The sequence below is a fragment of the Acidovorax sp. 59 genome (assembly GCF_002754175.1).
In the GTDB taxonomy this organism is placed as follows: Bacteria; Pseudomonadota; Gammaproteobacteria; order Burkholderiales; family Burkholderiaceae_C; genus Acidovorax; species Acidovorax delafieldii.
This window is the reverse complement of record NZ_PEET01000001.1, coordinates 1,249,171-1,265,986: the sequence shown is the minus strand read 5'-3', so window position 1 is coordinate 1,265,986 and position 16,816 is coordinate 1,249,171. Positions and strand designations below refer to the sequence as shown.

Sequence of the window (16,816 nt, the reverse complement as noted above, 5' to 3'; positions counted from 1 at the left end):
AAATGATCGCCCAGACATCTTGCCGCTGAGGGCTCCCCCTCAAGCGCAAAGCCCTCGTTGCTTTGCGTTGCCACCCGCGCCGGGATCTGAGGCGCTTGCGTTTTCTTTGTGTCCGTTTTTGATTCTGAGGTTGCTCCATGCCCGCTCAAAAGTCCGCGAAGTCGCCCAAGTCTGCCTCAGGCACCGCCGCAAAGGCTGTCTCCAAAACCGCGGCCAAAGCGCCGGCCAAGGCGGCCCCCAAAAAGGCCGTTGCCGCTGCGCCCGCCCCGGTCGCCAAGAAAGTGAAAACTGTGCCCGTGAAAAGTACCGCCGAGCTGATCAAAGCTGCCGATGAGTTGCTGAAGAAGAAACCTGCCCGCGCCAAGGCCGTCGCCGCAGCCGCCGACGACGAAGAAGCGCCCAAGAAAAAGCCTGGCCGCCCCGCCAAGGCTGCTGGTGCCGCCGAAGCCAAAGCCCCCGCCAAGCGCGGCCGCAAGCCCAAGGCAGCCGCCGGTGGCGATGAGAGCGTGGACGATACCGACCTGTCGGACATCGAGGCCGATCTCGAAGGCGAGATCGAAGAGACCCCCGAGGCAGCCGCCACGGTCGAGAAGGTCAAGCCCCTGCGCATGAAGATCAGCAAGGCCAAGGAACGCGCCTTGATGAAGGAATTCGGCCTGGACGAAACCGTCCTGTCCGAAGAGGACATGCAAAAGCGCCGCCAGCGCCTGAAGGCCCTGATCAAGCTGGGCAAGACCCGCGGCTACCTCACGCACGTTGAAATCAACGACCACTTGCCCGACAAGCTGGTCGATGCCGAAACCCTCGAAGCCGTCATCACCACCCTGAACGACCTGGGCGTGGCGGTGTACGAGCAGACGCCCGATGCCGAAGCGCTGATCATCACGGACAACGCTCCCGCTGGCGCCACCGAGGAAGAAGCCGAAGAAGCCGCCGAAGCCGCGCTGTCCACCGTGGACTCGGAATTCGGCCGCACCACCGACCCGGTCCGCATGTACATGCGCGAAATGGGCACCGTGGAGCTGCTGACCCGCGAAGGCGAAATTGAAATTGCCAAGCGCATCGAAGGCGGCCTGATGGCCATGATGGAGGCGATCAGCGCATCGCCCGCCACCATCGCCGAGATCCTCAACATGGGCGAGGAGATCCGCGAAGGCAAGGTCGTCATCTCGACCATCGTGGACGGCTTCTCCAACCCCAACGAGGCCGACGACTATGTGGCCGAAGAAGACTTCGACGAATTCGACGAGGCCGATGACGACGACGGCAAGGGCGGCTCCAAGGCGCTGACCAAGAAGCTGGAAGAACTCAAGAAGCAGGCACTGGAGCGCTTCGACAAGCTGCGCGAGCTGTTCGAGAAAGTGCACAAGGTCTACGACAAGGAAGGCTACGGCACACCCGCCTATGTCAAAGCGCAAGCCGCTTTGTCGGCCGAGCTGATGACCATCCGCTTCACCGCCAAGACCATCGAGAAGCTGTGCGACATGGTGCGCGGCCAGGTGGACGACGTGCGCAAGAAGGAACGCGAGCTGCGCCGCATCATCGTGGACAAGTGCGGCATGCCCCAGGAGACCTTCATCAAGGACTTCCCGCCCAACCTGCTGAACCTGCAATGGGTCGAGAAGCAGGCCACCGCCGGCAAGCCCTGGTCGGCCGTGATCGCGCGCAACATCCCGCCCATCCAGGACCTGCAGCAAAAGCTGATCGACCTGCAGTCGCGCGTGGTCGTGCCGTTGGCCGAGCTCAAAGGCATCAACAAGCGCATGAACGAAGGTGAAGCCACCTCGCGCGATGCCAAGAAGGAAATGATCGAGGCCAACCTGCGCCTCGTGATCTCGATCGCCAAGAAGTACACCAACCGTGGCCTCCAATTCCTCGATTTGATCCAGGAAGGCAACATCGGCCTGATGAAGGCGGTGGACAAGTTCGAATACCGCCGGGGCTACAAGTTCTCGACGTACGCCACCTGGTGGATTCGCCAGGCCATCACCCGCTCGATCGCCGACCAGGCGCGCACCATCCGTATCCCGGTGCACATGATCGAGACGATCAACAAGATGAACCGCATCAGCCGCCAGCACTTGCAAGAGTTTGGTTTCGAGCCCGATGCGTCCATCCTGGCGGCCAAGATGGAGATCCCCGAGGACAAGATCCGCAAGATCATGAAGATCGCCAAGGAGCCGATCTCCATGGAAACGCCGATCGGCGACGACGACGACAGCCACCTGGGCGACTTCATCGAGGACGGTGCCAACACCGCCCCTATCGAAGCCGCCATGCAGGCCGGCCTGCGCGACGTGGTCAAGGACATCCTCGATGGCCTGACCCCCCGCGAAGCCAAGGTGCTGCGCATGCGCTTCGGTATCGAGATGACCAGCGACCACACGCTGGAAGAAGTGGGCAAGCAGTTCGACGTGACCCGCGAGCGCATTCGCCAAATAGAAGCCAAGGCGCTGCGCAAGCTCAAGCACCCCAGCCGCTCTGACAAGCTGCGCAGCTTCATCGACTCGCTGTAAGCCTCGCGACCCAGCCTTTACTGGCTCCAACGCCCTGCCCCGCACCTGCGGCGCAGGGCGTTTTTCATGGTGCGCTGATCGGCGCACCGCTCTGCACGGGGCCATAAACCCCGCGTTTACCCTGATGCCAGCGACAGCAGACTGACAGCTTGGCTGGCGACCATTGCGCGCAGCCCAGGTGGTGCGCAGGTCCCTTCCCTGTGCATGCCGCCACAGGCTGACTGCGTTGCTTCGGCGTGGCAACGCGCAAGCAACCCAGTCAGGGCGCTCCCGCAGCGGCCTGAGATCTGGTTCCCGACGCCCTTCCTGCCTTCCCTCTTGTCAAAGGACTTTCCATGTCTGCAGCCATCGACCGCCGCCGTGCCCTTGCCCAATCCGTTGCGACCGCCCTGGCCTGGACTGCGCTCAGCCCCTCCGCCTGGGCGCAGAGCGCTGCGACAGCAGCCCGTCCTGCCCCTGCAGCCGCCAAGCCTGCCAAGCTGGCGGGCACCGTGCGCATCGTGATCCCTGCCAACGCCGGTGGCGGCTGGGACCAGACAGGCAGAGCCCTCGGAGCAGCCATGGTCGCAGCCGGCGCTGCGGACCAGGTGGAATACGAAAACATCGGCGGCAAGGGCGGCACCATCGGCCTGGCCAAATACGCCGAAAAGTACAGCAACGACCCCAACACGCTGCTGATGGGTGGCATGGTGATGGTGGGCGCCGTGGCACTGCAAAAGCCTGCAGTGGACATGACACAGATCCAGCCCCTGGCGCGGCTCACCAGCGACTATCTGGTGGCCGCAGTGGCCGCCAACTCGCCCATCAAGACCACCAAGGACCTCGCCGATGCGCTGCGTGCCGACCTCAAGGCAGTGCCGATTGCCGGCGGTTCGGCCGGTGGTGTGGACCACATCTACGCAGGCGTGCTGGCCCGCGCCGCCAAGGCCAACCCGGAGGGGCTGGTCTACAAACCCTTCCCTGGCGGTGCCGAGGTGGTCGAGGCCGTGCTGTCGGGCAACGCGGCGCTGGGCCTGTCGGGCTACAGCGAGTTCAACGATGCCATTGCCAGCGGTAAGCTGCGCGCCGTGGGCGTGTCGTCGCGCCGCAGCGTCTTTGGCCTGCCGTCGTTCCGCGAACAAGGGCTGGATGCCGTGATGGCGAACTGGCGCGGTGTGTTCACCGGCAAGGGCGTGTCCGCCGCACGCACGGCGGAGATGCTGGCCGCCGTTGAGGCCGCCACCCGCCACGAATCCTGGCTGCGCACGCTCAAGCAGAACCGGTGGGAACCCTCTTGGCTCACCGGCAAGGATTTGGCAGAGTTCATGGAACTGGACCTCACAACCGCCCGCGTGATGGTGTACCTGCTCAAGCTGAAGGCCTGAGAAGGTCTGAACACCCCCGCCGCAAGCGCCTCTGAGCACCAGCCGACCGGCCTGCTGCAGAACCTTTGGAGCCTCTGATGAAAATGTCCAACTACTCCATCGGCGCACGCATGGCCACGGCCCTGGGCCTGGTGCTGGCCCTGCTGCTGGGGGCCGCGCTGTTCGGCATTGCGGCTCTGTACCAAACGCTCGGCACCTACGACACCACGGTGCAACAGCGCGTGGCACAGGAGCGCGCCGTGAGCCGCATGGAAAGCGAGTTCAAGACCCAAGTGCTGGAGTGGAAGAACACCCTGCTGCGTGGCGAGGACTCGCGCAAGCGCGAGTTGCACTGGAACGCTTTCCAGGCCAGTGAAAAACGGGTGGCCGATGCGGCCAAGGCGCTGGAGCCCCAGCTGACCGACGCGCAGGAAAAGGCGGCGCTGCAAAAGTTCACCCAGGCCCACGCCCAGATGGCGCAGGGCTACCGCAAGGGCTTTGAGGTGTTCCAGTCGCTGGGCTTTGTGCCCTCGGCGGGCGATGCGGACGTGGCCGACATCGACCAGGGCCCCGCCAAGCTGCTCACCGAGCTGAGCCAGCAGGTGGCCGCCAGCAGCGCGGCCATCGCCCAGGAGGCTGCGCAGGACGCCCGGCGCGCACTGTTGAGCAGCCTGGTGGCACTTGCACTGGTCACGGCGCTGGGCGGCTGCGCGGGCTGGCTGCTCACCCGCTCGGTGGTGCGCCCCCTGGGAGTGGCGGTGTCGGTGGCGCACCAGGTGGCGGCGGGCGACCTGACCACCCGCATCGAGGTGGAGGGCAAGGATGAACCCGCGCGCCTGCTGGAGGCGTTGCGCGCCATGCAGGACAACCTGGAAAACGTGGTCTCTGGCGTGCGCAGCAATGCCGAGGGCGTGGCCAGCGCCAGTGCTGAAATCGCGCAGGGCAATGCCGACCTGAGCATGCGCACCGAAGAGCAGGCATCGTCGCTGGACGAAACCACCTCGTCGATGCAGCAGCTGCAATCCACGGTGCAGCAAAACGCCTCCAACGCCCAGCGCGCGAACGAGCTGGCGCGCAACGGCGCCACTGTGGCGCAGCGGGGGGGTGACGTGGTCACGCAGATGGTGGAGGTGGTGCAGGGCATCCAGGACAGCTCGCGCCGCATTGCCGACATCATTGGCGTCATCGACGGCATAGCATTCCAGACCAACATCCTCGCGCTCAATGCCGCCGTCGAGGCCGCGCGCGCCGGTGAACAGGGCCGGGGCTTTGCTGTGGTGGCCAGCGAGGTGCGCAACCTCGCCACCCGCAGCGCCAGCGCCGCACGCGAGATCAAGCAGCTCATCCAGACCAGCGTGGAGCGCGTGCAGGCCGGCTCGGACCTGGCGCGCAATGCAGGCACCACCATGGCCGAGGTGGTGTCATCTATCCAGGGTGTGAGCGCGCTGATGGAAGAGATCAGCCAGGCCAGCGCCGCGCAGACCAGCGACATGCTGCGCGTGACGCAGGCCATCGTGCGCATGGACGAGGCGACACAGCAGAACGCCGCCCTGGTCGAAGAAAGCGCCGCTGCCGCAGGCAGCCTGAGCGGGCAAGCGCAGCAACTGGTGGAGGCCGTGGAGGTGTTCCGCCTGCGCAACGCCCACCCCGCGCTCCCCGCGCCGCGCGCCTGACGGGGGTTGCCGCAAGGCAGTTGCGCATCACACCGCCCCCGCGATGGCACCACAGCCCTGCGGGCGCAGGGCCACGGCGGCCATGTAATGCTATCAATACAATAGCTACTAAGGCATATTGCACTAGCGCAAGCGCCCAAAAACCCTCAAGACCTGCCTGATGCTGTGCGAAAACACGCTGCAGGCAGCCCTCTGCGCTGCGTCAGTCGATCTTCATGTTCGCGTTCTTCACCACCTGCGCCATGCGCGCTGCTTCGCTGCGGAAGAAGGCGGCGGCCGGCTCGGGCGGCGTGAGCTTGATCTCGTAGCCCTGCGCAATCAGCGCATCACGGGCCTCGGGCATCTCCATGGCGGCCTTGAAGCCGTTGTACAGCCGCGCCAGCTCGGCCTTGGGCAGGCCCGCAGGCGCCACGGGGGCGATCCACCCGTCCAGCTCATAGCCCGGCAGGCCTTGCTCGGCAATGGTGGGCACGCCCGGCAGTGCCGCCACGCGGGTGGCTGTGGTCACGCCCAGGGCACGCAATGCGCCTGCCTTGATGTGCGCAGCCGCCGGTGCCACTGCCACCACGCCCAGCTGCACCTGGCCGCCGAGGATGTCGTTCATCAGCGGGCCCATGCCCCGGTAGGGGATGTGCTTGATGTCCAGCTTGGCCTGGTCCACGAACATCGCCGCGCCCAGGTGCAGGATGGTGCCGTTGCCCGACGAGCCGTAGTTGAGCACGCCGGGTTTGGACTTGGCCAGGGCGATCAGCTCCTGCACCGTCTTGGCGGGCACCGCTGGGTGCGCGACCAGCACAAACGGCGTGGCACCGAGGATGGTGATGGGGGTGATGTCGACCAGCGAGTCGAACGGAATGTTCTTGTACACGCTGGGGTTGACCACGTGGTTGTTGGACACCACGCCGATCACCGAGCCGTCCTTGGGTGCGCGCACGATTTGCGTGGTGCCGGTGATACCACCCGCGCCCGGCAGGTTCTCGATGACGATGGGCTGGCCCAGCGCCTTGGCCAAGCTGGTGCTGATGGCGCGGATGGCGCCGTCGGCCCCTGAGCCCGCCGACAGCGGCAGGATCACGCGCAGCGGCTTGCCGTCGCCCTGGGCACGCGCCATGCGGGGCAGGCCCCAGGCGGCGGCGCCCAGCGCGGCCGCGCCGGTGGCCAGCGCCTGGCGGCGCGTGAGCACGCCATGGCGGGCGGGCGCGATGCGGTGCATGTCAAAAGCAGGGGTGGGCTGGGGCACGGTTGTCTCCGGTAGTGGGGTTGGAATCCGGGGCCTGCGGTCTGCGCCGCGTGGGTTGCCCCGGTCGTCAAGGAAAAATCAGGCAATGGCCCCGGTGGCCTGCAGCGCGGTCACTTCATCGGCCGTGTAGCCCAGGCCCTGCAGCAGCTCGGCCGTGTGCTGGCCCAGGCGCGGCGGGTCGCAGCGCACATCGAGCCGCTGGCCGTCCATGCGCAGCGGCATCAGCGTGATCTGCGCGGTCTGCCCGGCACGTTCGCCATCGGGCAGCGTGATGTCGGCAAGGCCCCCCGTGGCTTGCAGGTGCGGGTCGTCAAACAGTTCTTCGGGCCGGCGGATGGGTGCAAACGGCAGGCCGTGGCGTTCGAAGATCGCGGCCAGTTCATCGGCCGTGTGCTGCGCCAGCCGCTCGCGCAGCACGGGCATCAGCGTGGGGCGGGCGCGCACGCGGTCGTTGTTGGTGGCCAGGCCGGTGTCGGCCTTCAGGTCGGCATAGCCCATGGCGTCGCAGAAGGTCTGCCACTGCGCATCGCTCACAGCGGCCAAAAAGATCTGCCCGCCGTCCTTCACGCTGAACACGTCGTACACGGCCCAGGACGAGATGCGGTCGGGCATGGGCGCGGCCGGTTTGCCGGTGACGGCGTATTGCATCATGTGCTGGCCGACCAGGAACACGTTGTTCTCGAACAGGGCCGAGTCCACCTCCTGCCCGCGCCCGGTGATGCCGCGCTGCATCAGCGCCGCCATGGCACCGATCGCGCCGAACATGCCGCCCATGATGTCGTTCACGCTGCTGCCTGCGCGCAGCGGGTCGCCAGGGCGTCCGGTCATGTAGGCCAGGCCGCCCATCATCTGCACCACTTCGTCCAGCGCCGTGCGGTGCTCGTACGGGCCGGGCAAAAAGCCGGTGTGGTTGACGTAGATGAGGCGCGGGTTGACCTGGCTCAGCGCGGCATAGTCCAGGCCGTATTTCGTCATCACACCAGGCTTGAAGTTCTGCGCCACCACGTCGGCCGATGCGGCCAGCTTGCGCGCCACCGCCAGGCCCTCGGGGCTGCGCAGGTCGAGCGCAATGCTCTTCTTGTTGCGGTTGAACATGGGGAAGAAGCCCGCGCCCGCGCCCAGCAGGTGGCGCGTGCGGTCGCCGTCCACGGGCTCGACCTTGATGACCTCGGCCCCCAGGTCGGCCAGCACCATGCCGCAGGTGGGGCCCATGACCATGTGGGTGAACTCCACCACGCGCAGGCCTTCCAGCGGCAGGCGGGGGGACGAGAGAGGGGCGGATGTGTCGTGCATGTTCAGAGCGTTCAGAAAGGGGTTCAGGCCGTCGCTGCTTCGCGCAGCGCTGCAGGTGCGGCATTCTGCGGCAGCCCGGCCTGCCAGAGGGTGCCATGCAGGGTCTCGCCCGCCAGCCATCCGGCCACGCGCTGGCGCAGCGCGAGCAGCGCGGTCACATCGATGCCGGTGGCGATGCCCATGCGCTCCAGCATGAACACCAGGTCTTCGGTGGTGACATTGCCGCTGGCGCCCGGCGCGTGCGGGCAGCCGCCGATGCCCGCCAGGCAGGCATCAAAGCGCGTGATGCCTGCCTGCCAGGCGGCATAGACGTTGGCCAGGCCCATGCCGCGCGTGTCGTGGAAGTGCGCGCAGGCCAGGCGGTCGCCCACCAGCGCACGCGCTTTGCCAAACAGGCGGGCGACCGCAGCCGGGTCGGCATAGCCCACGGTGTCGGCCAGGCTCACGCGGTCGGCGCCCGCATCCAGCAGCGCCTGCATCAGGCGCAGCACTTCGCTCTCAGCCACCTCGCCCTGCAGGGTGCAGCCAAAGGCCGTGCCCACGCCGCCCTCGATCAAGGTGCGGCCGCCGCTCGCGTCGCGCAATGATCGGATGCGCGCGACCTCGGCCACCACCTCGTCGGGGGTCTTGCGCAGGTTGGCCAGGCTGTGGGCGTGGCTGGCAGACAGGGGCACGATCATCAGGTCGGCACCCTGCTCCAGCGCGCGCTCGGCGCCTTTGATGTTGGGCACCAGCACGGAGGCCACCAGGCCGGGCAACGTTTTGGCATGGGCCAGCACCTCGGCCGTGTCGGCCAGCTGGGGCAGCAGCCGGGCGGGCACAAAGGAGCCCACCTCGATCTCGCGCTGGCCGGCGGCGTAGGCAGCGTTGATCCATTCGATCTTGTGCGCGGTGGACACCACCGTGGCGATGCTTTGCAGGCCGTCGCGCAGGCCAACTTCGCGGACGATGGCGCGGACCACCGGGGGCTGCTGGTCGGAAGGGATCGGGGAGGTGTGCACGAATGTCTCTTTCGGGTGGGTCTGGGCAAGATTCTAAAAATTCCCGAATGAATCAGAAAATACATCTCGGAAGCCGTAACATTCCCAAACGGAACATTACAACCCTGGAGGTTTGCCATGCGCGACCTGGACTTGCAGACCCTGCGCCTCTTTGCCGCCGTGTGCGAGCAGCGCAGCATTGCGCGTGTGGCCGAGCAGGAGTCCATCGTGGGCTCGGCCATCAGCAAGCGGCTGGCGCAGCTGGAAGACACGGTGGGCACACCGCTGCTGCTGCGCAAGCGCCGGGGCGTGGTGCCAACCCCTGCGGGCGAGACGCTGCTGGAGCATGCCCGCACCATGCTGGCCAGCGTAGGGCAGATCGAGCGCGACATGGCGGCCTACGCCACCGGCACGCGGGGCCATGTGCGCATGCTGGTCACGGCCTCGGTCATGGCCGAGTCGCTGGCCGACGATGTGGCGGCCTTTCTGCAAGACCCGGCACACCGCAACATCCAGATCAGCCTGGAGGAACGCGTGAGCCCGGACGTGGTGCAAGGCGTGCGCGACGGCAGCGCGTCCATCGGCATCTGCTGGGACGCAGCCGACCTGTCGGGCCTGGAAACCAGCGCCTACCGCAGCGACCACCTGGCTGTAGTGGCACACGAGTCGCACCCCGTGGCCCAGCTGCAGAGCGTGCGGTTTGCCGACGTGCTGGAGCACGAATTCGTCAGCATGCCCGCGCTCAGTGCAGTGCAGGTGCTGCTGGCGCGGGCCGCTGCGGTGGAGGGAAAAATGCTGGCCCACCGCGTGCTGGTGTCCAACTTTGACGCCGCCCTGCGGGTGGTGCGCGCCAACCTGGCCATCAGCGTGGTGCCGCGCGAAGTGGCCCAGCCGTTTGCCCAGCTGGCACCGGTGCGCATCGTCCCGCTGAGCGACCCCTGGGCCCAGCGACGCTTTGCCATCTGCTACCGCAGCGCACAGTGGCTACCCCCCGCGGCCCAGTTGCTGGTCGCGCATCTGGCGGGGCTGGGGCGCAGCTGACAGGGGCCGAAAACCGTGGCCCTGTCGCAACAGTTTGATACGCAACATTGTATTTTTCGCCACTAGCGCATGTGTGCTGTGCGTTCTGAGCTACTAAACTTGTAGCAAAATGGGTTCCGCGCTATAGTCTCAGCGCATCAGCGGGCCCGGTTGACGGCCACCCGCACTGAATCCAGATCCAACACTTGCGCGAGGAGAAGCGTCCATGAGCTCCAAAGAAAATGCTTCCATCAACCAGCTTTTCGAGAAACTTGAATGCCGCTATGCGCTGCGCGTGCTGTGGGCCCTGAAGGACGGCCACCCCCAGACGTTCCGCCTGCTGCAGGACAGCGTGGGTGGCATCACCCCCAACACGCTCAACACCCGCATCAAAGAGCTGCGCGAAGCCGGTTTTGTGGACCATGGCAGCGACGGCTACACCGTCACCCCCTCGGGCGCTGACCTGCTCAAGCGCCTGTCGGACGTGCAGGCCTTTGCCACCCGCTGGGTCGCAGGCCGCGCCAAGAAGGCCTGAGCCCTCTTCCCTCCCCCTGCTCGCCCTGCCCCGCAGGGAAAAGCCCCGCCGGACCTCCGCGCGGGGCTTTCGTTAAAATAGGGGTCAAAATAGCTTCAAGCGCAATCAAAACATGCGCCTGAAGCTATATTTTTAATAGCAAACAAGGAACTCCCATGGCACTGACCACCACTGCATCCGGCCTGCAATACGAAGACACCACCGTGGGCGAAGGCGCCGAAGCCACCAAGGGCCAAAACGTGTCGGTGCACTACACCGGCTGGCTGTACAACAACGGTGAGCAAGGAGCCAAGTTCGACTCCAGCCGCGACCGCAACGACCCTTTTGAATTTGCACTGGGCGCCGGCATGGTCATCAAGGGCTGGGACGAAGGCGTACAGGGCATGAAGATCGGCGGCCAGCGCACGCTGATCATCCCCGCCGCCTTGGGCTATGGCGCACGCGGTGCGGGCGGCGTGATCCCCCCGAACGCCACGCTCAAGTTCGACGTGGAACTGCTCAAGGTGGGCCGCTGATCTCAGCCCCCCTTCCGGTCTACATCGGCAAAACAAAAGCGGCCCTCGGGCCGCTTTTTTCATGCCCGCGCATCTTGCAAACGGGCTTTGGCGGTGGAGCCGTCAGGCTCCTATCCATCAAGACCAGTCCGGAACCCCGGGGCCTCAATCAAACAGCGCCTTGTCCAGCCGCTCGAACTTGGCATCACCCACCGCCTCCCGGATTTTGGGGGCCAGTGCCGCCAGGTCTTCAAAACTGCCTGCGCCCTCCACCGCGAGGTTCAAGCGAAACCCGCGCAAGCCCAGCGCCGCCGTCAGCTCCGTGGCAATGGGATACGCCGCCTGGTAGCGCTCCATGGGCGAACGCCCCGAGCCTTCGACGGGCGACGCCACCGTGCCCAGATCGGTGGCGGGAGCCTCTGCCAGCGTGGCGGATGCGAGGGATGCACTGGCAGCAACGGAGCCCACGACTGCAGCAGCCATCTGCCCCCCCACCGGCGCCAACAGCCCCTGGGCGATCATGGCCTGCACATCGTCCTGAGTGATGCCCATGGCCGCCGTGGCCGCCAAAATCTCCCCCGTGGTGCGCTTGCCGTCAAAAAGAATGAAGGCCGAACGCTGGCGCGAGCTCAGGCTGCCGTGACGGTCCTTGAGTGCTTCCTGGCCTGCGGGGGTTTTGACGAGAACCATGAGTCTCCTAGTAGTGAGCAGTCGCGGGGGACGCCGCAAGGCTATCACCTGCGAACCAGAATCCCATGTTTTGGCACCTCTGCAAATCGGGGTTTACACATAACCCCCACGCGGCGCCAACCCCTCACATCTCCGAGCGAATGCGCGGCAGCGGCGGTGCAGGCCGGGTGATCCAGCTGACCACCAAGGTAACGAGCAGGCCACAGGGCACACCAAACACCCCGGCCGAAATGGGCTGGATGCCGAACCACAACCCATCGGCCAGCAGCCAGCGCGGCAGCGCCTGCATGGCGGGCACATGCGACAGCATGTAGTACACCGTGATGGCCAGCCCGCCCAGCATGCCCGCCACCGCGCCTTGCCGCGTGGTGCCCCGCCAGAAGATTCCCAGCACCATCACCGGCACAAACGCCGACGCCGCCAGCGAGAAAGACGCCGACACCATGGGCAGGATTTCAGACGGCTTGAGCGCCGCCACAAACGCAGCCGACAAGGCCACGGCCAGCAGCGTGAACTTGGTCAGGATCACCCGCTGCTCGGGCGACGCCTGGCGGCGCGTGTCCTGGAAATACAGGTCGCGCACGAGCGCATTGCTGATGGTGAGCAGCAAGCCGTCGGCCGTGGACAGCGCCGCTGCCAGGCCCCCTGCCGCCACCAGGCCCGACACCACGTACGGCAGCCCACCCAGTTCGGGCGTGGCCAGCATGATGAGGTCAGCCCCCAGCCGGATCTCGCCAAACTGGATCAGGCCATCGCCGTTCACGTCTTCCACCGACAGCAGCGAGCCGTCCACCCGCGCCCATTGGGCCATCCAGGTGGGCAGGGCCTCAAAACTGCTGCCCACCAGGTTCTGCATGACCTCGAACTTCACCAGCACAGCCAGGGCGGGCGCACTGAGGTACAGCAGCGCAATGAAAAACAGCGACCAGCCCACCGACGCACGGGCCGCAGACACCGTGGGCGATGTGTAGTAGCGGGTCAGCAGGTGGGGCAGCCCGGCGGTGCCCACCATCAGGCAGAACATCAGCGCCAGAAAATTACGGCGCGTGAGCTCGTAGTCGCGTTGCTCCTCGGGGGTGCCGTGGGGGTCTCCGGCATAGGCCTGGCTGTGGGGCGGCAGCCCACCCAAAGGACGCGCGCGCTCGTAGTTCTCGCGCATTTCGCGGGTCCAACGCTCGCGGGCAGCTGCCGCATCGCGGGGCAGCGCCGCCAGCTCGCGGCTGGCGGAGACGATCAGGCCCACATCAGCGTTCTGCGCACGCAGGGCCCGAATGCGCTCACGCCCCTTTTCGCGTTCCCGCTCCAGGGCCGCATCCACATCCTGCAGGCGCGCTTCGAAGTCCTTGGCGCGCTGCAGGTAAGCCTGCACCACCTGGTGTTCGCCCGGGGAGTCGAGCAGCTGTGCCTCCAGGTCGGCAATCTTGCTGATCTGCGCGCCATATACCAATGGCGCCAGCGGGTTGCCCAGCTGCTTGTACGCAAGCCACGACACCGGGATCATGAACGCAAGCAGCAGCACGACATACTGCGCCACCTGCGTCCAGGTGATGGCCCGCATGCCGCCCAGGAACGAGCACAACAACACCCCGCCCAGGCCCAGCATGATGCCGATCTCGAACTGCACGCCGGTGAGGCGCGACGCAATCAGCCCCACGCCGTAGATCTGCGCCACCACGTAAGTGAACGAGCACAACACGGCCGCCAGTGCGGCAATGACACGCGGCCAGCGCCCGCCAAAACGCACGTGAAAAAAGTCGGGCACGGTGTACAGGCCCATGGCGCGCAGGTGGGGTGCGATGAGCATGGCCACCAGGCAAAAGCCCCCCGTCCACCCCAGCAGATAAGCCAGGCCACCGGCCTGCCCCGGCGTGCCCGAAAAGCCCTGCAGGTACAGCGCGCCCGACAGACTGATGAACGAGGCCGCACTCATCCAGTCGGCCGCCGTCGCCATGCCGTTGTACATGGGCGGAATGCGCCGCCCTGCCACGTAGTAGTCCTCAGGGTCCGTCGTGCGGCCGTACACGCCGATGCCGGCGTACACCATGACGGTGAGAAACAGAAAAATCGGGCCGATCCAGTGGCGCGACAGCCCCTGGTGTTCAGCCCAGGTCATCAGTGCCAGAAAGCCCAGCACCCCCGCCACGTACAGCGCCAGAATACGGTGCAGCCGCCACAAATAGGCGCGGTCCGCCTCGGCGCTGCCTGGCTTGCGCTCAGCCATGGGCGCGGTCTTCTGCGGGAGGGGCGGAAAGCTCCAACGCCTCGCGCTGCTGCTGGTCCTGCCGCTCAAAGTGGTTCATGGCCCAGCCGTAGGCGACCACGATGGCGATGAACACCAGCACAGCGCCCTGCGCCGCAATCCAGTAGCCCAGAGGCCAGCCCCCCACCACCAGTACCTGCAGGTCGCGGGCGAAGTAGGTGGCCCCAAAAGACACCAGGGCCCACAGCAGGAGCAAACCTGCTTTGAGCCACAGGTGGCGCACGTCGTGCAAGTCGGGGGGAAACGGCCCCGCCATCTCGGCGTCGGCGGGGCGGGTAGCGGGCTGCTGCAACGGCATCACTAGCGCGGCATCACGGACGCGATGGCGGGTGGTGCAGTTGGCACATGGCAGCCCGGTCGGTGCGTCAGCCTGCCAGTTGCTGCCAGGTGGCAATCACGCTGTCGGGGTTGAGCGAAATCGACGAGATGCCTTCCTTGGCCAGCCACTGCGCAAAGTCAGGGTGGTCGCTGGGGCCCTGGCCGCAGATGCCGATGTACTTGCCCTGGGCCAGGCAGGCCTTGATCGCCTGATGAATCAGTGCCTCGACAGCCGGGTCACGCTCGTCGAAGTCCTGCGCCAGCAGCTCCAGGCCAGAGTCGCGGTCCAGGCCCAAGGTGAGCTGGGTCAGGTCGTTGGAGCCGATGGAGAAGCCGTCGAAGAACTCCAGGAAACGCTCGGCCAGGATGGCGTTGCTGGGCACCTCGCACATCATGATGACCTTGAGGTCGTCCTTGCCACGCTGCAGGCCATGGCTGGCCAGCAGCTTGGTCACGCGCTCGGCCTGGCCCAGCGTGCGCACAAAGGGCACCATCACCTGCACGTTGGTCAGGCCCATGTCGTTGCGCACGCGCTTCAAGGCTTCGCATTCCATCGCAAAGGCTTCGCCGAAGTCTTCGCTGATGTAGCGCGCGGCGCCACGGAAGCCGAGCATCGGGTTTTCTTCCTCGGGCTCGTAGCGGCTGCCGCCGATGAGCTTGCGGTACTCGTTGGACTTGAAGTCAGACAGGCGCACGATGACGGGCTTGGGCCAGAAGGCGGCAGCGATGGTGGCCACGCCTTCAGCGACCTTGTCCACGTAGAAGGCGCGGGGCGACGCATGGCCACGGGCCACGGATTCCACGGCCTTCTTCAGGTCGGCATCAATCTGGGGGTAGTCCAGGATCGCCTTGGGGTGCACACCAATGTTGTTGTTGATGATGAACTCGAGCCGCGCCAGGCCAACGCCTTCGTTGGGCAGCTGGGCAAAATCAAACGCCAGCTGGGGGTTGCCCACGTTCATCATGATCTTGGTCTTGATGGGGGGCATCGCGCCGCGCTGCACTTCGGTGACTTCGGTTTCGAGCAGGCCGTCGTAGATCTTGCCCGTGTCGCCCTCGGAGCAGCTCACCGTGACCAGCGTGCCATCCTTCAGACGCTCGGTCGCGTCGCCACAGCCCACGACGGCCGGAATGCCCAGCTCGCGCGCAATGATGGCGGCATGGCACGTGCGGCCTCCCCGGTTGGTGACGATGGCGCTGGCGCGCTTCATCACGGGTTCCCAGTTGGGGTCGGTCATGTCGGTGACCAGCACATCGCCGGGCTGGACCTTGTCCATCTCGGAGATGTTGTGCACCAGGCGCACGGGGCCGGTGCCAATCTTCTGGCCGATGGCGCGGCCCTCGGCCAACACGGTGCCCTGGCCCTTGAGCTTGTAGCGCAGCTCGGCCTGGCCCTTGGCCTGGCTCTTCACGGTTTCAGGCCGTGCCTGCAGGATGTAGAGCTGGCCGTCGGTGCCGTCCTTGCCCCACTCGATGTCCATGGGGCGCCCGTAGTGCTGCTCGATCACGAGCGCGTAGCGCGCCAGTTGCTCCACGTCGGCGTCGGTCAGCGAGTAGCGGTTGCGCTGCTCGGTGGGCACATCAATGGTCTTGACGAGCTTGCCGCTGGCGGCCTTTTCCTCAGGCGTGGAGAACACCATCTGGATCAGCTTGCTGCCCAGGTTGCGGCGGATCAGCGCCTTCTTGCCTGCCTGGAGCATGGGCTTGTGCACGTAGAACTCGTCGGGGTTCACGGCGCCCTGCACCACGGTTTCGCCCAGGCCGTAGCTGCTGGTGATGAAAACCACGTCTTCAAAGCCGGATTCGGTGTCGATGGTGAACATCACGCCGGCAGCGCCCAGGTCGGAGCGCACCATGCGCTGCACACCGGCCGACAGGGCCACCACATCGTGCTCGAAGCCCTTGTGCACCCGGTAGGAAATGGCGCGGTCGTTGTACAGCGACGCGAACACTTCCTTCATCTTGTGCATGACTTCGTCGATGCCCACCACGTTCAGGAAGGTTTCCTGCTGGCCGGCAAACGATGCGTCGGGCAGATCCTCGGCCGTGGCGGACGAACGCACGGCAAAAGAGGCTGCGGGGTTGCCAGCACTCAGCTTGGCAAATTCGTCGGCAATGGCCTTTTGCAGGTCGGCCGGGAAGGGCTGGGCCTCGACCATCGCGCGAATTTCTGCACCGACTTGTGCAAGGGCGCGCACGTCTTCGGTGTCCAGGCTCTTGAGCTTGGCGCTGATGCGGTCGGCCAGGCCGTCATAGGCCAGGAACTCACGGAACGCGTGGGCGGTGGTGGCAAAGCCCGTGGGCACACGCACGCCCTGCGGCAGTTGGGAGATCATCTCGCCGAGGCTGGCGTTTTTACCGCCTACTACCTCGACATCGGTCATTCTCAGGTTTTCAAACGGTACGACCAGGGCGGTCGGGCTGAAAAGTGCAGACATGGGAAAGCTCCAGAAG

General features: G+C 66.0%; 13 protein-coding genes. 6 read left to right on the top strand and 7 right to left on the bottom strand.

The window, feature by feature from the left end; genetic code table 11:
* Positions 1–137: 137 nt before the first annotated feature.
* The 3 genes from rpoD (at position 138) to CLU87_RS05715 (ending at position 5,532) form a co-directional block, all read left to right on the top strand.
* On the top strand, positions 138–2,516 hold the full coding sequence (gene rpoD / locus CLU87_RS05725; protein ID WP_099729823.1) for an RNA polymerase sigma factor RpoD: 2,379 nt from the start codon (positions 138–140) through the stop codon (positions 2,514–2,516).
* Between the two features lie 335 nt (positions 2,517–2,851).
* Complete coding sequence (locus CLU87_RS05720) at positions 2,852–3,880, top strand: tripartite tricarboxylate transporter substrate binding protein (protein ID WP_099729822.1); 1,029 nt, start codon at positions 2,852–2,854, stop codon at positions 3,878–3,880.
* A 77-nt stretch (positions 3,881–3,957) separates the two neighbouring features.
* Positions 3,958–5,532, top strand: coding sequence for a methyl-accepting chemotaxis protein (locus CLU87_RS05715; RefSeq protein ID WP_099729821.1), 1,575 nt, complete (start codon positions 3,958–3,960; stop codon positions 5,530–5,532).
* 202 nt (positions 5,533–5,734) lie between these two features.
* On the opposite strand, the gene CLU87_RS05710 is transcribed toward CLU87_RS05715, so the two are convergent.
* The 3 genes from CLU87_RS05710 to CLU87_RS05700 form a co-directional block, all read right to left on the bottom strand.
* Complete coding sequence (locus CLU87_RS05710; RefSeq protein ID WP_099732056.1) at positions 5,735–6,745, bottom strand: tripartite tricarboxylate transporter substrate binding protein; 1,011 nt, start codon at positions 6,743–6,745, stop codon at positions 5,735–5,737.
* A 105-nt stretch (positions 6,746–6,850) separates the two neighbouring features.
* Positions 6,851–8,065, bottom strand: a complete 1,215-nt coding sequence (locus CLU87_RS05705) for a CaiB/BaiF CoA-transferase family protein (RefSeq protein WP_056743319.1) — start codon at positions 8,063–8,065, stop codon at positions 6,851–6,853.
* Positions 8,066–8,088: 23 nt separating this feature from the next.
* Entirely contained in the window at positions 8,089–9,066 is a 978-nt protein-coding gene (locus CLU87_RS05700; protein WP_199170800.1) for a hydroxymethylglutaryl-CoA lyase, read from the bottom strand.
* 117 nt (positions 9,067–9,183) lie between these two features.
* Here CLU87_RS05700 and CLU87_RS05695 point away from each other — a divergent pair, with 117 nt between their 5' ends.
* The 3 genes from CLU87_RS05695 (at position 9,184) to CLU87_RS05685 (ending at position 11,115) form a co-directional block, all read left to right on the top strand.
* A complete protein-coding gene (locus tag CLU87_RS05695) occupies positions 9,184–10,086 on the top strand; it encodes a LysR family transcriptional regulator (protein ID WP_099729820.1) in 903 nt (300 codons plus the stop codon).
* Between the two features lie 205 nt (positions 10,087–10,291).
* Positions 10,292–10,600, top strand: coding sequence for a helix-turn-helix domain-containing protein (locus CLU87_RS05690; protein ID WP_015013381.1), 309 nt, complete (start codon positions 10,292–10,294; stop codon positions 10,598–10,600).
* Between the two features lie 155 nt (positions 10,601–10,755).
* Positions 10,756–11,115 (top strand): FKBP-type peptidyl-prolyl cis-trans isomerase, encoded by a 360-nt coding sequence (locus CLU87_RS05685; RefSeq protein WP_056061897.1) that lies wholly within the window; start codon positions 10,756–10,758, stop codon positions 11,113–11,115.
* A gap of 144 nt (positions 11,116–11,259) precedes the next feature.
* Here the strand turns inward: CLU87_RS05685 and CLU87_RS05680 are convergent, their stop codons facing one another.
* From CLU87_RS05680 to ppsA, 4 genes are all read right to left on the bottom strand, one after another.
* Positions 11,260–11,784, bottom strand: a complete 525-nt coding sequence (locus CLU87_RS05680) for a hypothetical protein (RefSeq protein ID WP_099729819.1) — start codon at positions 11,782–11,784, stop codon at positions 11,260–11,262.
* Between the two features lie 124 nt (positions 11,785–11,908).
* Positions 11,909–14,005 carry a VC_2705 family sodium/solute symporter gene (locus CLU87_RS05675; RefSeq protein ID WP_099729818.1) on the bottom strand — a complete coding sequence of 699 codons (2,097 nt, stop codon included), beginning with the start codon at positions 14,003–14,005 and terminating at the stop codon, positions 11,909–11,911.
* Complete coding sequence (locus tag CLU87_RS05670; RefSeq protein WP_056061890.1) at positions 13,998–14,342, bottom strand: DUF4212 domain-containing protein; 345 nt, start codon at positions 14,340–14,342, stop codon at positions 13,998–14,000. Before CLU87_RS05670 ends, CLU87_RS05675 begins: the two co-directional genes overlap by 8 nt.
* A 67-nt stretch (positions 14,343–14,409) precedes the next feature.
* Positions 14,410–16,800: a phosphoenolpyruvate synthase gene (gene ppsA / locus CLU87_RS05665; protein WP_099729817.1), complete on the bottom strand. Its 2,391-nt coding sequence runs from the start codon at positions 16,798–16,800 to the stop codon at positions 14,410–14,412.
* Positions 16,801–16,816: the final 16 nt, after the last annotated feature.

Bases quoted from the DNA above. Each gene is read 5' to 3' on its own strand.
- CLU87_RS05705 (WP_056743319.1), bottom strand. From the start codon at position 8,065: ATGCACGACACATCCGCCCCTCTCTCGTCCCCCCGCCTGCCGCTGGAA.
- CLU87_RS05675 (WP_099729818.1), bottom strand. From the start codon at position 14,005: ATGGCTGAGCGCAAGCCAGGCAGCGCCGAGGCGGACCGCGCCTATTTG.
- CLU87_RS05680 (WP_099729819.1), bottom strand. From the start codon at position 11,784: ATGGTTCTCGTCAAAACCCCCGCAGGCCAGGAAGCACTCAAGGACCGT.
- CLU87_RS05670 (WP_056061890.1), bottom strand. From the start codon at position 14,342: ATGCCGTTGCAGCAGCCCGCTACCCGCCCCGCCGACGCCGAGATGGCG.
- CLU87_RS05720 (WP_099729822.1), top strand. From the start codon at position 2,852: ATGTCTGCAGCCATCGACCGCCGCCGTGCCCTTGCCCAATCCGTTGCG.
- CLU87_RS05710 (WP_099732056.1), bottom strand. From the start codon at position 6,745: ATGCACCGCATCGCGCCCGCCCGCCATGGCGTGCTCACGCGCCGCCAG.
- CLU87_RS05695 (WP_099729820.1), top strand. From the start codon at position 9,184: ATGCGCGACCTGGACTTGCAGACCCTGCGCCTCTTTGCCGCCGTGTGC.
- ppsA (WP_099729817.1), bottom strand. From the start codon at position 16,800: ATGTCTGCACTTTTCAGCCCGACCGCCCTGGTCGTACCGTTTGAAAAC.
- CLU87_RS05690 (WP_015013381.1), top strand. From the start codon at position 10,292: ATGAGCTCCAAAGAAAATGCTTCCATCAACCAGCTTTTCGAGAAACTT.
- CLU87_RS05685 (WP_056061897.1), top strand. From the start codon at position 10,756: ATGGCACTGACCACCACTGCATCCGGCCTGCAATACGAAGACACCACC.
- CLU87_RS05715 (WP_099729821.1), top strand. From the start codon at position 3,958: ATGAAAATGTCCAACTACTCCATCGGCGCACGCATGGCCACGGCCCTG.
- rpoD (WP_099729823.1), top strand. From the start codon at position 138: ATGCCCGCTCAAAAGTCCGCGAAGTCGCCCAAGTCTGCCTCAGGCACC.